This is a genomic window from Streptomyces diastatochromogenes, assembly GCF_002242805.1.
GTDB classification, from domain to species: domain Bacteria; phylum Actinomycetota; class Actinomycetes; order Streptomycetales; family Streptomycetaceae; genus Streptomyces; species Streptomyces diastatochromogenes.
On record NZ_MCGQ01000014.1, the window covers coordinates 43,118 to 60,894 of the forward strand.

At 71.2% G+C, this 17,777-nt stretch carries 17 protein-coding genes; 10 read left to right on the plus strand and 7 right to left on the minus strand.

Going from position 1 to position 17,777, the window contains the following annotated elements; translation table 11 throughout:
• Positions 1 to 6 precede the first annotated feature (6 nt).
• Positions 7 to 2,190, plus strand: coding sequence for a 3-hydroxyacyl-CoA dehydrogenase NAD-binding domain-containing protein (locus tag BEK98_RS17480; RefSeq protein ID WP_094217483.1), 2,184 nt, complete (start codon positions 7 to 9; stop codon positions 2,188 to 2,190).
• Here BEK98_RS17480 and BEK98_RS17485 read toward each other — a convergent pair.
• Complete coding sequence (locus BEK98_RS17485; protein ID WP_094217484.1) at positions 2,176 to 2,898, minus strand: MerR family transcriptional regulator; 723 nt, start codon at positions 2,896 to 2,898, stop codon at positions 2,176 to 2,178. The two genes, BEK98_RS17480 and BEK98_RS17485, sit on opposite strands and share 15 nt — an antisense overlap.
• 235 nt (positions 2,899 to 3,133) lie before the next feature.
• Here BEK98_RS17485 and BEK98_RS17495 point away from each other — a divergent pair, with 235 nt between their 5' ends.
• From BEK98_RS17495 to BEK98_RS17505, 3 genes are all read left to right on the plus strand, one after another.
• Positions 3,134 to 4,600, plus strand: a complete 1,467-nt coding sequence (locus BEK98_RS17495; protein ID WP_094217485.1) for an amino acid permease — start codon at positions 3,134 to 3,136, stop codon at positions 4,598 to 4,600.
• A 65-nt stretch (positions 4,601 to 4,665) separates the two neighbouring features.
• Positions 4,666 to 5,154 (plus strand): macro domain-containing protein, encoded by a 489-nt coding sequence (locus BEK98_RS17500; protein WP_094217486.1) that lies wholly within the window; start codon positions 4,666 to 4,668, stop codon positions 5,152 to 5,154.
• Positions 5,151 to 6,071 carry a PfkB family carbohydrate kinase gene (locus BEK98_RS17505; RefSeq protein WP_094217487.1) on the plus strand — a complete coding sequence of 307 codons (921 nt, stop codon included), beginning with the start codon at positions 5,151 to 5,153 and terminating at the stop codon, positions 6,069 to 6,071. The genes BEK98_RS17500 and BEK98_RS17505 overlap by 4 nt, the downstream gene beginning before the upstream one ends.
• Positions 6,072 to 6,083: 12 nt before the next feature.
• On the opposite strand, the gene BEK98_RS17510 is transcribed toward BEK98_RS17505, so the two are convergent.
• Positions 6,084 to 7,577 carry a M1 family metallopeptidase gene (locus BEK98_RS17510; RefSeq protein WP_094217488.1) on the minus strand — a complete coding sequence of 498 codons (1,494 nt, stop codon included), beginning with the start codon at positions 7,575 to 7,577 and terminating at the stop codon, positions 6,084 to 6,086.
• A 173-nt stretch (positions 7,578 to 7,750) separates the two neighbouring features.
• Here BEK98_RS17510 and BEK98_RS17515 point away from each other — a divergent pair, with 173 nt between their 5' ends.
• Positions 7,751 to 9,715, plus strand: coding sequence for a Xaa-Pro dipeptidyl-peptidase (locus tag BEK98_RS17515; protein WP_094217489.1), 1,965 nt, complete (start codon positions 7,751 to 7,753; stop codon positions 9,713 to 9,715).
• Between the two features lie 258 nt (positions 9,716 to 9,973).
• Here BEK98_RS17515 and BEK98_RS17520 read toward each other — a convergent pair whose 3' ends face one another.
• The gene (locus BEK98_RS17520; RefSeq protein WP_094217687.1) at positions 9,974 to 10,921 is read right to left on the minus strand and encodes an FAD-dependent oxidoreductase; all 948 of its coding nucleotides are present in this window, start codon (positions 10,919 to 10,921) and stop codon (positions 9,974 to 9,976) included.
• Positions 10,922 to 11,011: 90 nt separating this feature from the next.
• Between BEK98_RS17520 and BEK98_RS17525 the strand changes: the two genes are divergently transcribed.
• Both BEK98_RS17525 and BEK98_RS17530 read left to right on the plus strand, forming a co-directional pair.
• Positions 11,012 to 12,040 (plus strand): oxidoreductase, encoded by a 1,029-nt coding sequence (locus tag BEK98_RS17525; RefSeq protein WP_094217490.1) that lies wholly within the window; start codon positions 11,012 to 11,014, stop codon positions 12,038 to 12,040.
• A 67-nt stretch (positions 12,041 to 12,107) separates the two neighbouring features.
• Positions 12,108 to 13,748, plus strand: a complete 1,641-nt coding sequence (locus BEK98_RS17530) for an ABC-F family ATP-binding cassette domain-containing protein (protein ID WP_094217491.1) — start codon at positions 12,108 to 12,110, stop codon at positions 13,746 to 13,748.
• A gap of 178 nt (positions 13,749 to 13,926) precedes the next feature.
• Here BEK98_RS17530 and BEK98_RS17535 read toward each other — a convergent pair whose 3' ends face one another.
• Together BEK98_RS17535 and BEK98_RS17540 are read right to left on the minus strand one after the other, a co-directional pair.
• Entirely contained in the window at positions 13,927 to 14,364 is a 438-nt protein-coding gene (locus tag BEK98_RS17535) for an SRPBCC family protein (RefSeq protein ID WP_094217492.1), read from the minus strand.
• On the minus strand, positions 14,361 to 14,684 hold the full coding sequence (locus BEK98_RS17540; protein ID WP_094217493.1) for an ArsR/SmtB family transcription factor: 324 nt from the start codon (positions 14,682 to 14,684) through the stop codon (positions 14,361 to 14,363). The genes BEK98_RS17535 and BEK98_RS17540 overlap by 4 nt, the downstream gene beginning before the upstream one ends.
• 111 nt (positions 14,685 to 14,795) lie before the next feature.
• On the opposite strand from BEK98_RS17540, the gene BEK98_RS17545 reads away from it, so the two are divergent.
• The 3 genes from BEK98_RS17545 to BEK98_RS17555 all read left to right on the plus strand — a co-directional run bounded on the left by BEK98_RS17545 (position 14,796) and on the right by BEK98_RS17555 (position 16,364).
• Complete coding sequence (locus BEK98_RS17545) at positions 14,796 to 15,218, plus strand: SRPBCC family protein (protein WP_094217494.1); 423 nt, start codon at positions 14,796 to 14,798, stop codon at positions 15,216 to 15,218.
• Between the two features lie 74 nt (positions 15,219 to 15,292).
• Entirely contained in the window at positions 15,293 to 15,865 is a 573-nt protein-coding gene (locus tag BEK98_RS17550) for a TIGR03086 family metal-binding protein (protein WP_094217495.1), read from the plus strand.
• Between the two features lie 43 nt (positions 15,866 to 15,908).
• Complete coding sequence (locus tag BEK98_RS17555; RefSeq protein ID WP_094217496.1) at positions 15,909 to 16,364, plus strand: SRPBCC family protein; 456 nt, start codon at positions 15,909 to 15,911, stop codon at positions 16,362 to 16,364.
• Between the two features lie 13 nt (positions 16,365 to 16,377).
• Here the strand turns inward: BEK98_RS17555 and BEK98_RS17560 are convergent, their stop codons facing one another.
• Complete coding sequence (locus BEK98_RS17560) at positions 16,378 to 17,115, minus strand: DUF4232 domain-containing protein (RefSeq protein ID WP_143684127.1); 738 nt, start codon at positions 17,113 to 17,115, stop codon at positions 16,378 to 16,380.
• A gap of 75 nt (positions 17,116 to 17,190) precedes the next feature.
• A complete protein-coding gene (locus BEK98_RS17565) occupies positions 17,191 to 17,769 on the minus strand; it encodes a DinB family protein (RefSeq protein ID WP_094217498.1) in 579 nt (192 codons plus the stop codon).
• Between the last annotated feature and the right edge of the window lie 8 nt (positions 17,770 to 17,777).

A 17,777-nucleotide genomic window follows, 5' to 3' on the forward strand; every position in this document is an offset into this window, starting at 1 on the left:
ACTGTCATGACCGAGAGCACCACCATCCGCTGGGAGCAGGACGACACCGGTGTCGTCACCCTCGTCCTCGACGACCCCAACCAGTCCGCGAACACCATGAACCAGGCGTTCCGCGACTCCCTCGCCGCGATCACCGACCGCCTGGAGGCCGAGCAGGACTCCATCCGCGGCATCATCTTCACCTCCGCCAAGAAGACCTTCTTCGCGGGCGGCGACCTGCGCGACCTGATCCGGGTCACGCCCGAGACCGCGCAGGACCTCTTCGACGGCGGCCTGGCCATCAAGCGCAACCTGCGCCGCATCGAGACCCTCGGCAAGCCGGTCGTCGCGGCGATCAACGGCGCGGCCCTGGGCGGCGGTTTCGAACTGGCCCTCGCCTGCCACCACCGGGTCGCCCTCGACACCTCCGGCACCAAGATCGGCTGCCCCGAGGTCACCCTCGGCCTGCTGCCCGGAGGCGGCGGAGTCGCCCGCACCGTACGGCTGCTGGGCATCGCGGACGCCCTGCTGAAGGTGCTTCTCCAGGGCCAGCAGTACAACGCGCGACGCGCCCAGGAGAACGGTCTCGTCCACGAGGTCGCCGCGACGCCGGAGGAACTGCTGGCCAAGGCCCGCGCCTTCATCGACGCCAACCCCGAGTCGCAGCAGCCCTGGGACAAGCCGGGCTACAAGATCCCCGGCGGCACGCCCGCCAACCCGAAGTTCGCCGCCAACCTGCCCGCCTTCCCGGCCACCCTGCGCAAGCAGACCAACGGCGCCCCCTACCCGGCCCCGCGCAACATCCTCGCCGCGGCCGTCGAGGGCTCCCAGGTCGACTTCGAGACCGCCCAGGTCATCGAGGCCCGCTACTTCGTGGAACTGGCCGCCGGGCAGACCTCGAAGAACATGATCCAGGCGTTCTTCTTCGACCTCCAGGCCGTCAACTCCGGCGCCAACCGCCCCAAGGGCATCGAGCCCCGCCAGGTCCGCAAGGTCGCCGTCCTCGGCGCCGGCATGATGGGCGCCGGCATCGCGTACTCGTGCGCCCGCGCGGGCATCGAGGTCGTGCTGAAGGACGTCTCCCTGGAGGCGGCCGTCAAGGGCAAGGGCTACTCCGAGAAGCTGTGCGCCAAGGCCGTCGCCAAGGGCCGTACCAGCCAGGAGAAGGCCGACGCGCTCCTCGCCCGCATCACCGCCTCCGCCGAGGTGTCCGACCTCGCGGGCTGCGACGCGGTCATCGAGGCCGTCTTCGAGGACACCACGCTCAAGCACAAGGTGTTCCAGGAGATCGAGTCGGTCGTCGCACCGGACGCGCTGCTGTGCTCCAACACCTCCACCCTGCCCATCACCGCGCTGGCCGAGGGCGTGGAGCGCCAGACCGACTTCATCGGCCTGCACTTCTTCTCGCCCGTCGACAAGATGCCCCTGGTCGAGATCATCAAGGGCGAACGCACCGGCGACGAGGCCCTCGCGCGCGCCTTCGACCTGGTCCGGCAGATCAACAAGACGCCGATCGTCGTCAACGACTCGCGCGGCTTCTTCACCTCCCGGGTGATCGGCCACTTCATCAACGAGGGCGTCGCCATGGTCGGCGAGGGCATCGAGCCCGCCTCCGTGGAGCAGGCCGCCGCCCAGGCCGGCTACCCGGCCAAGGTGCTCTCCCTGATGGACGAGCTGACCCTCACCCTCCCGCGCAAGATCCGCAACGAGTCGAAGCGGGCCGTGGAGGAGGCAGGCGGTACCTGGTCCGCGCACCCGGCGGAGGCGGTCATCGACCGCATGGTCGACGAGTTCGGCCGCCCCGGCCGCAGCGGCGGCGCCGGCTTCTACGACTACGCGGAGGACGGCAAGCGGGCCGGACTGTGGCCGGGGCTGCGCGAGCACTTCACGAAGCCCGGGTACGAGATCCCGTTCCGCGACATGCAGGAGCGGATGCTCTTCTCCGAGGCGCTCGACACCGTACGGCTCGTCGAAGAGGGTGTGCTGACCTCGGTCGCCGACGCCAACATCGGCTCCATCTTCGGCATCGGCTTCCCGGGCTGGACCGGCGGTGTGCTCCAGTACATCAACGGCTACGAAGGCGGCCTGCCCGGATTCGTGGCACGCGCGCGTGAACTCGCCGAGCGCTACGGCGAGCGCTTCACCCCGCCCGCGCTGCTCGTGCAGAAGGCGGAGCAGGGGGAGCGGTTCAGCGACTCAGCCCGTTCCTGACCCTCTGAGCCACTCGCTCAGCTCTTCCCGCAGCGACCGCTGGAACGTCGTCAGCAGCGCCTGCACCACCAGGGGGTGCATGTGCGCCGACAGGGACTTCACATCCCGGGCGTCACGCTCCGCCACCTCGCCACGGAAGAGCTGAGCCAGCTCATGGGCCGCGGCGCGCGAGTGCTCGGTGAGCACCTTGCGCGCCGCGAGGATCGCGTCCTGCGACAGCGGTACGTCCAGCAGCTGGACGCCGAGCCGGAGCAGCCCGGAGTCGACACGGAACGTGTCCCCGTCGTCGGCGTCCCCGTCCTCGTGCACGACGACACTCATCGCCGTCAGCCGCTCGATGTCCTCGCGGGTGAGCGGCCGTCCGGCGCGCCGCTCGAGTTCCCGCCGCGACACCGTCTCCACCAGGTCCGGCGCCCACGACGCGACCACCGCGCGGTGGATGGCCAGGTCGTGCGGGGTGAGGTCCGGTGGCAACTGCCCCAGGTACCGCTCGATCGCCGCGAGCGTCATGCCCTGCTGCTGCAACTCCTCGATGAGGGCCAGCCGTGCCACGTGCCCGGGCCCGTAGTGACCCACCCGGCGTGCACCGATCACCGGCGGCGGGAGCAGCCCCTTGCTGCTGTAGAAGCGCACGGTGCGGACCGTGACGCCCGCACGGGCGGCCAGCTCGTCGATGGTGAGGGTCGGCTCCTCGGCCTCGGTTGTCATGTGCAGCAGTATCGCTGTCTCACCATTGCTGTGACACCTCTGGTGAACACAGGGTGAACCCTGTATGGATCATGTGAGAAGTAACGCTCTGTGACATGGACCATCGCATACCCGGTGATCTCTCTGGGAAGCTGCTGCCTTGGTCTGTGCCGCGACCAACCAGGGTGGTGCGGGCCGAGAACATACGGACACCCGGGCCCACGAGGTCCGGGCGCACCAGGAAGTGGTACCACCCGTGAGCAAGGACGCAGTGCAGTCGGCACAGGCCGCCGCCCATCCCCAGGCGGCCCAGACGCCCGCGGACGCGGGCGACGCCGGCTACAGCAAGGACCTCAAGGCCCGCCACGTCAACATGATCGCCATCGGCGGCGCCATCGGCACCGGACTCCTCCTGGGCGCCGGCGGCCGCCTGCACAACGCGGGCCCGGCGCTCGCCCTGGCCTACCTGGTCTGCGGCGTCTTCGCCTTCTTCGTCGTCCGAGCCCTCGGCGAGCTGGTCCTGTACCGGCCGTCCTCCGGCTCCTTCGTGTCGTACGCGCGCGAGTTCCTCGGCGAGAAGGGCGCCTACGTCGCCGGCTGGATGTACTTCCTGAACTGGTCGACCACCGGCATCGCCGACATCACCGCGATCGCGCTCTACACGCACTACTGGAGCATGTTCACGTCCATCCCGCAGTGGGTGCTCGCGCTGATCGCCCTCGCGGCGGTCCTCGCCGTGAACCTGATCTCGGTGAAGATCTTCGGCGAGATGGAGTTCTGGTTCGCGATCGTCAAGGTCGCCACCATCGTCGGCTTCATGCTGATCGGCATCTTCCTGCTCGCCACCCAGCACAAGGTCGGCGGCCACACCCCCGGCCTGAGCATGATCACCGACCACGGTGGCGTCTTCCCGCACGGTGTGATGCCCGTCGTCCTGGTCATGCAGGGCGTGATCTTCGCCTACGCCGCGCTGGAGTTGGTCGGCGTCGCCGCCGGCGAGACCGCCGAGCCGGAGAAGGTCGTCCCGCGCGCGGTGAACTCGATCATGTGGCGCGTGGGCCTGTTCTACGTCGGCTCGGTCGTGCTGCTCGCCCTGCTGCTGCCGGGCTCGGTGTACTCCGCCGACCAGAGCCCGTTCGTCACGGTCCTGTCGAAGATCGGCGTCCCGGCGGCCGGCGACGTGATGAACCTGGTCGTGCTGACCGCCGCCATGTCCTCGCTCAACTCCGGCCTGTACTCCACCGGCCGCATCCTGCGCTCGATGGCCATGGCGGGCTCCGCGCCCAAGTTCACCGCCCGGATGAACCGCAGCCAGGTCCCCTACGGCGGCATCCTGCTGACCTGCGCGGTCTGCGTGCTCGGCGTCGGCCTGAACTACCTGATGCCCAGCCAGGCCTTCGAGATCGTGCTGAACATCGCCTCCCTCGGCATCATCAGCACCTGGGTGATCATCATGCTCTGCCACATGATCTTCGTCCGGCGGGCTCGCGCGGGCCTGGCCACCCGGCCGCACTTCCGCCTGAAGGGCAGCCCGGTCACGGAGATCGCCACGATCACCTTCCTGCTGGTCTGCCTCGGCATGATGTGGAACGACCCCGAGGTCGGCCGCAAGACCCTGCTGCTCATCCCGGTGATCGCCCTGCTGCTGGTCGCCGGCTGGTTCGGGGTGCGCCGCCGGGTGTCCAAGGCCACCGACACGGAACTGTCGGAGCTGACGAAGTAGCAGCCTCTGAGCTGACGAAAGAGCAGCTCACCGCCACTGTCAGTGGCATCGCCTACGGTGGCGTCATGTCGGAGATCACGTATGTCCGGGGTGACGCCACCGTTCCATCGGTCAAGGGCGTCAAGGTGATCGCCCATGTCTGCAACGACATCGGGGGTTGGGGGAAGGGCTTCGTCCTGGCGCTCTCGCGGCGCTGGCCGGAGCCCGAGGCGGCCTACCGGGCATGGCACCGCGACCGCGCCAAGAACGACTTCGGCCTGGGCGCGGTCCAGCTCGTCAAGGTCGACCCGCACGTGTGGGTGGCCAACATGGTCGGCCAGCGCGGTATCCGCACCGGCAGCAAGGGCGTCCCCGTCCGCTACGAAGCGATCGACGCCGCCCTCGGCCGCCTCGCCGACGAAGTGATCGAACTCGGCGCGTCCGTGCACATGCCCCGCATAGGCTGCGGCCTGGCGGGCGGCAAGTGGTCCCGCATAGAACCGCTCATCACCGAGCAACTGGTGAAGCGGGGTATCGCGGTGACGGTCTACGACCACGGGGAGGGCGGGGGATGACGGCACAACACAGCGCGATCGATGTCCTGGTACTGGGCGGAGCCGGTGTCGACACGATCGTGTACGTCCCGGAGCTGCCGCTCCCGTACGCCGACAGCTACATGATCGACTCCGGGATCCGTACCCGCGCCGGGCAGACCGGCGACTTCGTCGCCCTGGGACTGGCCGCGCTGGGACTGCGTACCCACCACCTCGACCTGCTCGGCGACGACCCCGAGGGGGACCTGGTCCGGATCCTGCACCAGGAGCGGGGCATCGGGCTCACCGCGCTCCCGCAGCCCGCCGGGACCAAGCGCGCGGTGAACCTCGTCGGCCCGGACGGGCGTCGCCTGTCCCTGTACGACACCAGTCGCGCCCACCCCGACGACCGGTTCCCCGAGGAGACCCTGCGCACGCTGGCCACGGCGAGCCGGCACGTCCACGTGACCATCACCCAGCCCTGCGCCCACGCGCTGCCAGTTTTGGCCGAGTCGGGTGTGCCCCTCTCCACCGACCTGCACGACTGGGACGGCGAGAACCCGTATCACGAGCCGTTCGCGCTAGCGGCGGACGTGGTCTTCCTCTCCGCGGCCGCACTCGCCGACCCCGAGCGGACCATGCGGCGCATCGCCGAGCGCGGCCGGGCCGAGGTCGTCGTCGCCACCGCGGGAGCCGAGGGCGCGTATCTGCTGGCCGACGGCGAGCTGACCCGGATACCGGCTGCGGACCCGCCCGCGCCGGTGGTCGACTCCAACGGCGCGGGCGACGCCTTCGCCGCCGCGTTCCTCTACGGCCGCCTCACCGGCGAGCCACCCCGGCGGTGCGCCCGGTACGGGGCGGTCGCCGGGGCGTACGCCTGCACGGTCCCGGCCGCCCGCGCGGAGGCGATAGGGCGGGACGCGCTGCTCCAGCAGGCGGCGGCCGGGTCGAGACCCTGAGGTGCCCGGGCGTCAGTGCCCGTGCACGTCGTTCGTCGCCTCGATCTTCTTCCACGACTTCGGCTGCGCGACCGTCGTACCCGCCTTCGCGAGGGACGCCGTGCGGGCCGCGGGCGCGGCCGGCTTCGACGGCTGGAACAGCCAGGTGTCGAACAGGGCGGCCAGCGGCTTGCCGGACACCTGCTCCGCGTACCTCTGGAAGTCGGCCACGGACGCGTTGCCGTAGGCGTGCTCCTTCGGCCAGCCCTTCAGGACGGCGAAGAAGGCATCGTTACCGATCTCGTTGCGCAGCGCCTGGATGGCGAGCGCGCCCCGGTCGTAGACGGCGATGTCGAACTGGTCGTCCGGGCCCGGGTCGCCGGGCTTGACCGTCCAGAACGCGTCGTCGGCCGGGTGGGAGCCGTACACGTAGTCGGCGAGTTCCTGGGTGGTGCCCTCGCCCTCGTGCTCGGACCACAGCCACTGCGCGTAGCGCGCGAAGCCCTCGTTGATCCAGATGTCCTTCCAGCCCTTGAGCGACACGTCGTCTCCGTACCACTGGTGGGCCAGCTCGTGCACGACCACCGAGGTGTTGGAGCCGTTCGCGAACTGCTTGGGGCTGTAGTACACGCGGGTCTGCGTCTCCAGCGCGTACCCGGTGGTGGTGTTCGGCACGTACCCGCCGGCCGAGCTGAACGGATACGGCCCGAAGTAGCCGCTCAGCCAGTCCACCAGCTCCCCGGTGCGCTCCACACTGGCCCGCGCGGCACCGTCGTTGTCGCCGAGGTCCTTGCTGTAGGCGTTGATCACGGGCACGCCGCCCTCGGAGGTGCTGGTGGTGATGTCGAACTTCCCGAGGGCGAGGGTGGCCAGATAGGTCGCCTGCGGCTTGTTCTCCCGCCAGTTGTAGCGGGTCCAGCCCAGCTTCGAGCTGGTGGACTGGAGCGTGCCGTTGGAGATGGCCTGGGTGCCGTCCGGGACGGCCACCGACACGTCGTAGGTGGCCTTGTCGCTCGGGTGGTCGTTGCTCGGGAACCACCACCAGGCGGCCTCGGGCTCGTCCGCGGCGACCGCGCCGTCCGGCGTGCGGTGCCAGGCGGTGAACCCGTAGGCGCTCTTCGCCGACGGCACCCCGCTGTAGCGGACCACGACGGTGACCGGCGTGCCCTTGGCCAGCGGCGTCTTCGGGGTGACGACCAGTTCGTGCTGGCCGGAGGTGGCGAAGGACGCCTTGACGCCGTTGACCCGCACCTCGCTCACGTCCAGCAGGAAGTCCAGGTCGAAGCTGGACAGGTCCTGCGTGGTCTTCGCCAGGATGGTCGCCGTGCCCTGCAACTCGTCCGTCTTCGGCTGGTACTGCAGCCTCAGGTCGTAGTGCGAGACGTCGTAGCCGCCATTGCCGTAGTCGGGGTAGTAGGGGTCGCCGATGCCCGGCGCGCCGGGGGAGTAGCTCGCGGCCGATGCCGGGATCGCCAGCAGGAGGGAGGCCGCCGCGAGTGCGCCCGGCGCGATGATTCTGCGGTGCACGTCAGCTCCAAGTCGTCGGGACAGAAAGTCTGTTCGGAGCCTATTCAGTCCCTGCGTCACCTGGCCTGTCCACGGCCCCTCCTGTCACACGATCGCCATTCAGCCGTCACGCGCACCGACACACCGTCAGGTGTCCTCTTCTGTACAGGGGTTCACCGGAGTACCGTCCGCGCATGCCGATTCGCACGCACATCCGCACGCGCTTCACGATCTGGAGACCGCTCGCGGCCGCGGCCGTCACAGCCCTTCTGGCCGCCTTCCTCAGCCCCGCCGCCGCACAGGCCGCGCCGCCCCGCGAGAGCCGCCCCGTCTACTCGTACGCACACGCCCTCCGCGAGGCGGTCTGGGTGGACACCGGCCTCGACGAGGACGGCGACGGGAAGAAGGACCGCGTCGCCGCCGACATCGTCCGGCCCGCCGAACCGGCCCGCCAGGGCCGCAAGGTGCCGGTCATCATGGACGCCAGCCCCTACTACTCCTGCTGCGGACGCGGCAACGAGAGCCAGAAGAAGACGTACGACGCGCACGGCCACGTCGTCCGGATGCCGCTGTTCTATGACAACTTCTTCGTTCCCCGCGGCTACGCCTTCGTCGGCGTGGACCTGGCCGGCACCAACCGCTCCGACGGCTGCGTCGACGTCGGCGGCCGTTCCGACATCCAGTCCGCCAAGGCTGTCGTCGACTGGCTGAACGGCCGTGCCAAGGCGTACACGACCCGTACCGGCACGCGCACCGTCAAGGCGAGCTGGACCAACGGCCGGACGGGCATGATCGGCAAGAGCTGGGACGCCACCATCGCCAACGGCGTCGCGGCCACCGGCGTCAAGGGCCTGAAGACGATCGTCCCGATCAGCGGCATCTCCTCCTGGTACGACTACTACTTCGCCCAGGGCGCCCCGCTGTACGACGGCGGCCCCGACGAGCTGGCCGGCTACGTCGAGAGCGACGGCGCGACGGCCCACTGCGCGGCCGTACAGAAGAAGCTCGCCGACGGCAGCCCGCGCACCGGGGACTGGACCCCGCTGTGGACCGAGCGGAACTACGTCAAGGACGCGGCCAAGGTGCGGGCCAGCGTGTTCCTCGTACACGGCATGCAGGACCTCAACGTGCGCACCAAGCACTTCGGGCAGTGGTGGAACGCCCTGGCCAAGCACGGTGTCGAGCGCAAGATCTGGCTCTCCCAGACCGGGCACGTCGACCCCTTCGACTACCGGCGCGGCGCCTGGGTCGACACCCTGCACCACTGGTTCGACCACGAACTCCTCGGCTACGACAACGGCATCGACCGCGAGCCGATGGCCGACATCGAGCGCCACCCCGACCAGTGGGTCACCTCCAAGGTCTGGCCGCCGCACGGCACCCGGGCCACCACGCTCCGCCCGGCCCCCGGCACCCAGCCCGGCGTCGGCACCCTCGGCCTCGCCCCGGCCACCGGCACCGAGACGTTCACCGACGACCCGAAGCTGAGCGAGACCGACTGGGCCGCCCACCTCACCACATCCACACCCGAGAAGGCCGGATTCATCACTGCGCCGCTCACCCGCGATCTGCGCCTGTCCGGCTCCTCCAGCGTGACCGTGACCGCCACCCCGACCACCTCCTCGGCCCACCTCTCCGCCGTCCTGGTGGACCTCGGCCCGGACACCATCCGCGACTACGCCGACAGCGCCGAGGGCATCACCACGCTGACCAACCGCACCTGCTGGGGCGCGAGCACGGCCGGGGACAGCGCCTGCTTCAAGACGACCAAGGCGAAGACGGCCAAGGTCGACGCCACGGTGTTCAGCCGCGGCTGGGCCGACCTCGGCCACCACGCCTCCCTCGACCACGGCGTCCCGCTCACCCCGGGCAAGGCGTACACGATCACCCTGTCCCTGGCGGCGACCGACCACGTCGTCCCCAAGGGGCACCGCCTGGCACTGATCGTGGCCGGCACGGACAAGGACCTCATCGACCCTCCGTCCACCGAGCCGACCCTCACCCTGGACCTGTCCCGTACGACGGCCCGGGTCCCGCTGGTCGGCGGCACGACGGCGTTCACCCAGGCCACCTCCGGCAGCGCGACCACCGCACCCACGGCGCGCACCCTGGACGGCGTCCGCGCCCCGCGCACCACCCAGCACGTCCCGGCGAGCTGATCACCCAGGCAGTACGCGTTCCCTTCCGGGACGCACCAGCCGGTGCTGGGCGGCCGACCGTTCACGCGGCCGCCCGCCCGGCCCTGGCGGGTCCTTCGGGTTCGGGCCGGCTCTGGCGGGTGTTTCGGGGTTGGGTTCGGGTCGGCTCTGGCGGGTGTTTCGGGCCGGCTCTCGCGGGTCCTTCCGGCTCGGGTTCGGGCCGGCCCCAGCGCGTCCTTCCGGCTCAGGCTCCGGCCGCCCCCGGCGCGTCCCTCCGCCTCAGGCCCCGGCCAGCCCCGCCGCCTCCCGGGCGCAGCCCCAGGCCACCGTGATCCCGGCCCCGCCGTGCCCGTAGTTGTGCACCAGCACGCGCCCGCCCGGCAGCGGCTGCCGTTCCAGCCGTACGGAGTCCCGGGCGGGCCGCAGCCCCACCCGGTGCGCCAGCACCCCCGCCCCGGCGATCTCCGGCCGGACGGCCGCGCACCGCGCGACGATCCTCGCGGCGGTCGCCGGATCCGGTTCCAGCGACCAGGAGTCCTCGTCCGCCGTGCCGCCCAGGAGCAGCCCGCCGGGCTGGGGGAAGAAATAGGTCGACGTGTCGGAGGAGTGGTCGACGGAGGTGAACCAGGTCGAGATCCCCGGGTTCTCCACCACGACCAGCTGCCCGCGCACCGGACGTACCGCCGGATCGGGCACCAGCGAACGCGCCCCCAGCCCCGTGCAGTTGACCACCACCCCGGCGGGCACGGCGGCGAGGTCGGTGACCTCCCGCTCCTCCACCGTTCCTCCCCCAGACTTCGTCCGGGGGGACCCCCATCTCGCTTCGCTCGCCTTGACGAACCGCTCCCGCAGCCACGCCAGATGCACCGGCATGTCGATCAACGGCAACCGCGCCGCCAGCCCGCCGGCCACCGCCCGCAGCCCCGGCACCCGGCTCGCCCACGCACCCAGCTCGTCCAGCCGGGTCCCCCGGTGTACACCCTCGACCAGGCGTACGCCCGTCTCCTCAGGCCGGCCGGCCAACTCCTCGTACACACCCAGCGAGTCCAGCGCCCACGCACCGACCAGTGGCTCGGGCTCGATCCGGTACGGCCACCACAGCCCGCCGGCGACCGCCGAGGTCGTGCGCTCGGCGGGCTCCCGGGCCCACACCCGTACCCGGCGGCCGGACTCGGCCAGCACCACGGCCGTAGTCAGCCCGGCGACCCCGCTGCCGACCACGATCACTTCGTCACTCGCCGTGCGCTTCACGCCAGGACGCTAACGGAATATGTCATGCCGCGCTCACATCCGTCCCGGTGTGGGAATACTCACAGCATGTCTGCCGCATACGCGACCTTCGGCCTGGCACCGGCGACACGCGCCGGCGGTGTCCTCGCCGACGGCGGCTATCAGGTTCACCGCGACTTCGTGGACTTCATCGTGGACGGGCGTCCGCTGCTGTTCCAGCTCTCCGACCTGGACGCCGTCTCCCCGCTCGCCTCGGACATCCCGCCCGCCATCTTCACCGAGCAGGTGCGCAGCCTACTGCTGGAGACCGAACCACCGCTCCCGGACGGCCGGTTCGTGATCTACGGCTGTCCCGAGTGCGCGGACCTGGCCTGTGGTGCCGTCACCGCCGTGATCGAGCGGGACGGCGACGACTTCATCTGGCGGGACTTCGCCTGGCAGACGGAGGAGCATGCCGACCTGGACCTCAACGGCTATCACGGCATAGGGCCGTTCCGTTTCGCCGGACCCGGGTACCGGGCCGCCCTCGCCGCCCTGATCGAGGACGCCGACGGCCCGCCCGCGCCCCGCCGCCGTGTGCTGCTGATCGGTGCCCGCGTCGCCGTCCTCGCCAAGCTCGCCGCCGCGCTGCGCACCATCGGCATAGGCGCGGACATCACCCAGGACGCTCGTGCCGTCCCCGCCGAGGAGCTGCGCGGCTACGGCGCGGTCGCCTTCGGCCGCGCGGTCGGCGGGGCGGAACGGGCCGCCGTACGACAGGCGTTCGAGCGCGCCGGGGTCGAGGTCGCCTACGTCAGCGGCCTGGCCCCGATCGTCCCCCTGCTCGTCGCGCAGATCGAACACGCCCTGGACCGCAGCCCGCTCCCACAGCGCCGGCTGACCGGCCTGGTCGCGGCCGACGGTGAGGCAGCCGTCGACGTCACCTCCGCCTGCCGGGTCCGGGTCACCGCCTACCGCCTCGACCGCCTCTACCGCACCCACACCCAGGAGGTCTTCGACGGCGTCCTGGAGCCCGGCCGCCACCGCATTCCGCTGGACCCGAAGGCGGTGAAGGGGGAGTCCTTCGTGGTGGCCAGAACGTCGGGGAGCGTGCTGGTGGAGCCGATGGGGAAGTGAAGGCCGGGCGGCCCCCGGGAAACCCCGCTGAGCGGCAGGTGCCCGGGACATTAGGATCGGCCTCCTGATGACTGCCACCCTCGTCGCCAAGAACCTCGCCGCCGGGCACGGCGACCGCTCGCTCTTCTCCGGGCTCGACCTCGTCGTCGCGCCCGGCGATGTGATCGGGCTGGTCGGTGCCAACGGCGCGGGCAAGTCCACCCTGCTGCGGCTGCTCGCCGGGCTGACCGCGCCCGAGCAGGGCGAGCTGCGGCTGTCCCCGCCCACCGCGACCGTCGGCCATCTCCCGCAGGAGCCGGAGCGCAGGCCGGGGGAGACCGTCCGGGAGTTCCTCGCCCGCCGCACCGGCGTCGCCGAGGCACAACGCGTCATGGACGAGGCCACGCAGGCCCTGGTGGACGGCGCGCCCGGCGCCGACGACGCGTACGCGACCAGCCTGGAGCGCTGGCTGGACCTCGGCGGCGCCGACCTGGAAGAGCGAGCCGAGGAGATCGCCGACTCCCTCGGTCTGGCCGTCGACCTGGACCAGCCGATGACCTCCCTCTCCGGCGGCCAGGCGGCCCGCGCCGGTCTCGCCTCCCTCCTGCTCTCCCGCTACGACGTCTTCCTGCTCGACGAGCCGACCAACGACCTCGACCTGGACGGCCTGGAGCGCCTCGAACGCTTCGTGACCGGCCTGCGCGCGGGCACGGTGGTCGTCAGCCACGACCGCGAGTTCCTCACCCGCACGGTCACCAAGGTCCTCGAACTCGACCTCGCCCAGGGGCAGATCAACCTCTACGGCGGCGGCTACGAGGCCTACCTGGAGGAACGGGACGTCGCCCGCAGACACGCCCGCGAGGACTACGAGGAGTACGCCGACAAGCGTGCCGCCCTCCAGGACCGGGCGCAGATGCAGCGCGGCTGGATGGACAAGGGCGTCAAGAACGCCCGTCGCAAGGCGAGCAACGACAACGACAAGATCGGCCGCAAGTTCCGCAGCGAGGCCAGCGAGAAGCAGGCCGCCAAGGCCCGGCAGACCCAGCGCATGATCGAGCGCCTCGAGGTGGTCGAGGAGCCGCGCAAGGAGTGGGAGCTGCGCATGGAGATCGCGGCCGCCCCGCGCTCCGGCGCGGTCGTGGCCACCCTGCGGGAGGCCGAGGTCCGGCGCGGCGACTTCACCTTCGGCCCGGTGTCCCTGCAGATCGACTGGGCTGACCGGGTCGCGGTCACCGGAGCCAACGGTGCCGGCAAGTCGACCCTGCTCGGCGCGCTGCTGGGCCGTGTCCCGCTCGACTCCGGACATGCCGCCCTCGGCTCCGGTGTCCTGGTCGGCGAGGTCGACCAGGCGCGCAAGCTGTTCCACGGCCCCGAGTCCCTGCTCGACGCGTTCTACGCGGCCGTCCCGGACACCGAGCCGGTGGAGGTCCGCACCCTCCTCGCCAAGTTCGGCCTGAAGTCGGACCATGTACTGCGCCCCGCCGCGACCCTGTCCCCGGGCGAGCGCACCCGGGCGGCCCTGGCCCTGCTCCAGGGCCGAGGAGTGAACCTCCTCGTCCTCGACGAGCCGACGAACCACCTGGACCTGCCCGCCATCGAGCAACTGGAGTCGGCCCTGGACTCCTATGAGGGCACGCTGCTCCTGGTCACCCACGACCGCCGCATGCTGGACGCGGTCTCGGTGACCCGCCGCCTGGAGGTGGCGGCGGGCAAGGTCACGGAACGCTGACCGCACCCGGACCCGCACCGCTGCGTGTCGTCTTCGGGCGTGTCCACGGTGGATCGTCTGCAACGACGGCGTGTTCGGCCAGGCCCTCCGCCAGGAACTCCTCGCGGAGAACCGCGCCCGGACCCACGGCTCCGCCCACGGCTCCCGGTGACGCTCGCCGTGCCCGTGTGACGCCGGCTCACATCCAGGCGTCGGGACCGGGATCGCCGCCCGCCGCCACGACGGCGAGCCGGTCGGTGTAGTGCTTCCAGCCCTCCTCGTGCGCGGCACACGCCTCCGGGGAGGGCAGGTCCCGGTGGACCAGCCGCAGGAGGGTGCCCTCGGGCACCGGCTCCAGGGTGATCTCGACCGTCGAGGAGCCGGGCGGCACGGGCATCTCGTCCTCGACCCAGCCCCAGGTGAAGACGATGCGCCTGGGCGGGTCGATCTCGACGAAGCGGCCCTCGGCGACGTGCTCGCCGGTGACCCGCGTCCGGTAGGCGCCGCCGGGCTGGAAGCTGAACTCGCCGTCCTGGCCCATCCAGGACAACCACTTGTCCCGGTCGGTGAAGAAGGAGAACACCGTCTCGGGGCGCGCCGCGATGCGCCGTTCCACGGTGACCGCGTTGTTGATCACGAGTCCGTCCCTTCGGATCGCTCCGCCCGTTCCGCCGCCTCCGACAGTTCGGCGAGCGTGTCCAGCTTGGCGGCCCACATGGACTGCAGATACGCGGCCAGCGGACCGAGGGCCTCGCGGTCGGCCCGGTAGAAGCGCTTCTTGCCGTCCTGGCGCAGCGTAACCAGGCCGGACTCCCTGAGCACCTTGAGGTGCTGCGAGACCGCCCCGAACGTGACGTCGAACCGCTCCGCGATCTCGCCCGCGGACAGCTCCGCGTCCCACACCAGCCGCAGGATCTCGCGCCGCCGGGGCTCGGCGACCGCCCGTACCGCATCCATGGAAGTCATTTTAGTCGCCACTTGAATTTGCCAGGAACCGTGCGTCATTTTAGTGTGGACTAAAACGAGGCTCAAGGAGCAGCGCACCAGGCTCAGGGAGGAGCACACGACATGCCCGACATCGCGATGCAGCTGGCCGTCGAGGCCGACGCGGACACCGTGTACACGGCGATCTCCACGGGTGAGGGGATCCACGGCTGGTTCACCACGACGGCCACGGCCGGGGAAGGCGTCGGCAACCTGCACGAGCTGGCGTTCCCCGGCGTCCCGGAGCCGTGGCGGCTGCGGGTCACCGAGGCGGAGCCCGGCAAGCGACTCGTCCTCGCGGGCCTGAACGGACCGTGGACCGGCACCGAGCAGACCTACGAGATCCTGGCCCGCCCCGAGGGTGGTGTCACCCTGCGCTTCACCCACAGCGGCTTCCCCACCGTCGACGACGCCTACCGCGACTTCACCTACGGCTGGGCGACCAAGTTCGTCCAGCTCAAGAGCTACGCCGAGACCGGTGAGGCCGCGCCCTTCTTCACCGGCTGACCGCCACCGAGCCGCACGGATCCCACGGATCCCACCGGTCCCACCGACCCGTCGTTCCCCTAGGGAGAGAACCCATGAACACCCAGCACAGCACGCTTCAGCCCGCCATCCAGGAGTGCGCCGACGCCGTCGCCGCGATCGCCTCCGGCATCCGGGACGAACAGCTTCAGGACCGCACTCCGTGCGAGAAGTTCACCGTCGCCGAACTCGTCGACCACCTCGGCTCGACCCTGCAGTCCGCGGCGCGGGCCGCCCGCAAGGAGGCACAGCCCGGTGCCGGCGCCGCCCCGGCCGTCTCACCGCGGACGCTGGCCGACTCCGCGGGGTTCGCCGCGGTGGCCTGGTCCGACCCCGCCGCCTACGAAGGGACGACGGAGTTCGGCCCGGGGGAGCTGCCGGCCGCCTTCGCCGCCTCCATCACGCTGCAGGAACTCGCCCTGCACGGCTGGGACCTGGCACGCGCCACCGGTCAGCCGTTCGGCGTCAGCGACGAGACCGGACGGACCGCGTTCGGCGTGGTCGAGCAGATCGCCGAGCAGGTCCGGGGCAACGGCGGATACGGCCCGGTGGTGCCCGTTCCTGGCGACGCCCCGGCCTTCCAGCGGGCGCTCGGCGCCAGCGGACGGAATCCTGGGTGGAACGACTGACCACCGGGAGGGCGGAGTCCCGCGGGAAGAGCGAGAGAGCGGTATGACGATCGACGAGACGGCGGAACGCGTCATCGCGCTGCCGCCCGAGCGGGTGGCCGCGTATGCCATGGACTGGCGCCACGACCCGGAGTGGACCCAGGGAATCCGCACCGCGGAGCTGACCAGGGAGGCGGCCGCGGGCGGCTTCGGCGTCGGCGCCGAGGTCACCCGCACCGCCCACTTCCTCGGCCGACGTATCGACTACGTCCTGCGGGTCGCCGCGTACGAGCCGCCGGGGCTGCTGGACATGGTGTCCGTCGCGGGGCCCATGCCCATGCACGTCACCTACACCTTCGACACGCATCCGCGGGGCACCCTGGCCCGTATCCGGGTCCGCGGCGACGCGGGCTCCCTCTACCGCCTGGCCGCCCCGGTGATGGCCAGAAAGGTGCGCTCGTCCATCGGCAAGGACCTGCGGGACCTGGAACACCGGCTGGCGGAGCCCACGCCGAGGTGACCGCCCGGACCGGTCAGCCGACCACTCCGAACGGCGTGACCTCGATGCGTCCCTCACAGGGGGAGATCTGCGCAGTAGGAAGGAGGGTCAGCACGTGGGAGTCGCCCGGCACCCGAATGTCGACTCCGTAAGGCGCGTCCACCAGGGCGCCGCAGAAGTAGGACCCCTGCCAGACCAGCGTGAACGAGGTCGAGTGCCCCGGGGCGAGCGCGATGTCGGGAAGGCTGTGCGCGGACGACCGGGTGATCGCGAAGGGGCGGGTTCCCGACGTGCTCGTCGGCTTGCCGCAGGACGGTGACGGGTCGCCCTTGGCGCAGACGCGGACGACGGCGTCGCCGAAGAAGGTGAGTCCGGGCCAGCCGCGCAGGCGGCACGCCGAGCTTGAGTGGTTGCGCAGCACGATCGGGGTGCCGAACCAGCCGGAATCGCCGTCGGCCGGCAGGCCGGTGCGTCCCTCCGACGCCGTGAGGTCCCTCGCGGCACAGGCGGGTGCGGGCGGCGCGGCGGGTGCCGTCGTTCGGGCCGGTCTGTTCGCGGGTGCCGCTGTGCGGCCGGGCGTCGTACGGCTCGGCGTCGGCCTCCCGGCCGGGACAGGTGAACCGCCGAGGCGTGCGGCGGGACCGCCTTCCGGGGAGGCCGACGTCGCGACGGCGTCGGGCGGGGACGACGCCGAGCCGAGGCCACCGCCGCAGGCCGTGGTCGCGGCCACCAGGAGTCCGATCGCCAGAAGTTGTGTCCCCCGCACTCTCACGACGCGAACGGTATCCGCGTGTGCAGAGGCTGCGGAGGTGCGGCGGCGAACGTACATGATCGCGCCGCCCGCCGTTCACCCGCCGTGCCGCCCGGCCTCCTTCGCCGCCCGCTCGACCCGCTCCACGTGCCCGGGATCGAACGGTGCCGTGTTGAGGTCGTCCCGCCGCTGCCCGACGGCCCCGTCGATCAACTCCCGCACGATGTCGGCGTGTCCGGCGTGGCGCTGGGTCTCGGCGACCATGTGCGTCAGGATCCGGTGCAGCGTCACCTCGCTCCGCGTGCCCCCCGGCAGCCGGCCGACCGCGTCCAGCGGCAGCGCGGCGATCGTCTCGTCGGCGTGCGCCCACGCCGTCCGGTACCGCCCCACGATCTCCTCCCGGCTCTCCTCCGGCCGCGCCCACAGATCGGCGTCCGGCTCGGCGTCCCCGGTGATCCACAGCGGTGTCCCGTCGAAGGGCCGGCCGAACGTGGCCCCGAAGTACAGCGACTCGGCGCCGGTCATGTGCTTGACCAGGCCCAGCAGATTGGTGCCGGTCGGGGTCAGCGGGCGCCGGACGTCGTACTCCGACAGGCCCTCCAGCTTCCACAACAGCACGTCACGGGCGTCCTGGAGATACACCCGAAGGTCTTCCTTGGGATCCGATGCGGTCATGCGGAAAG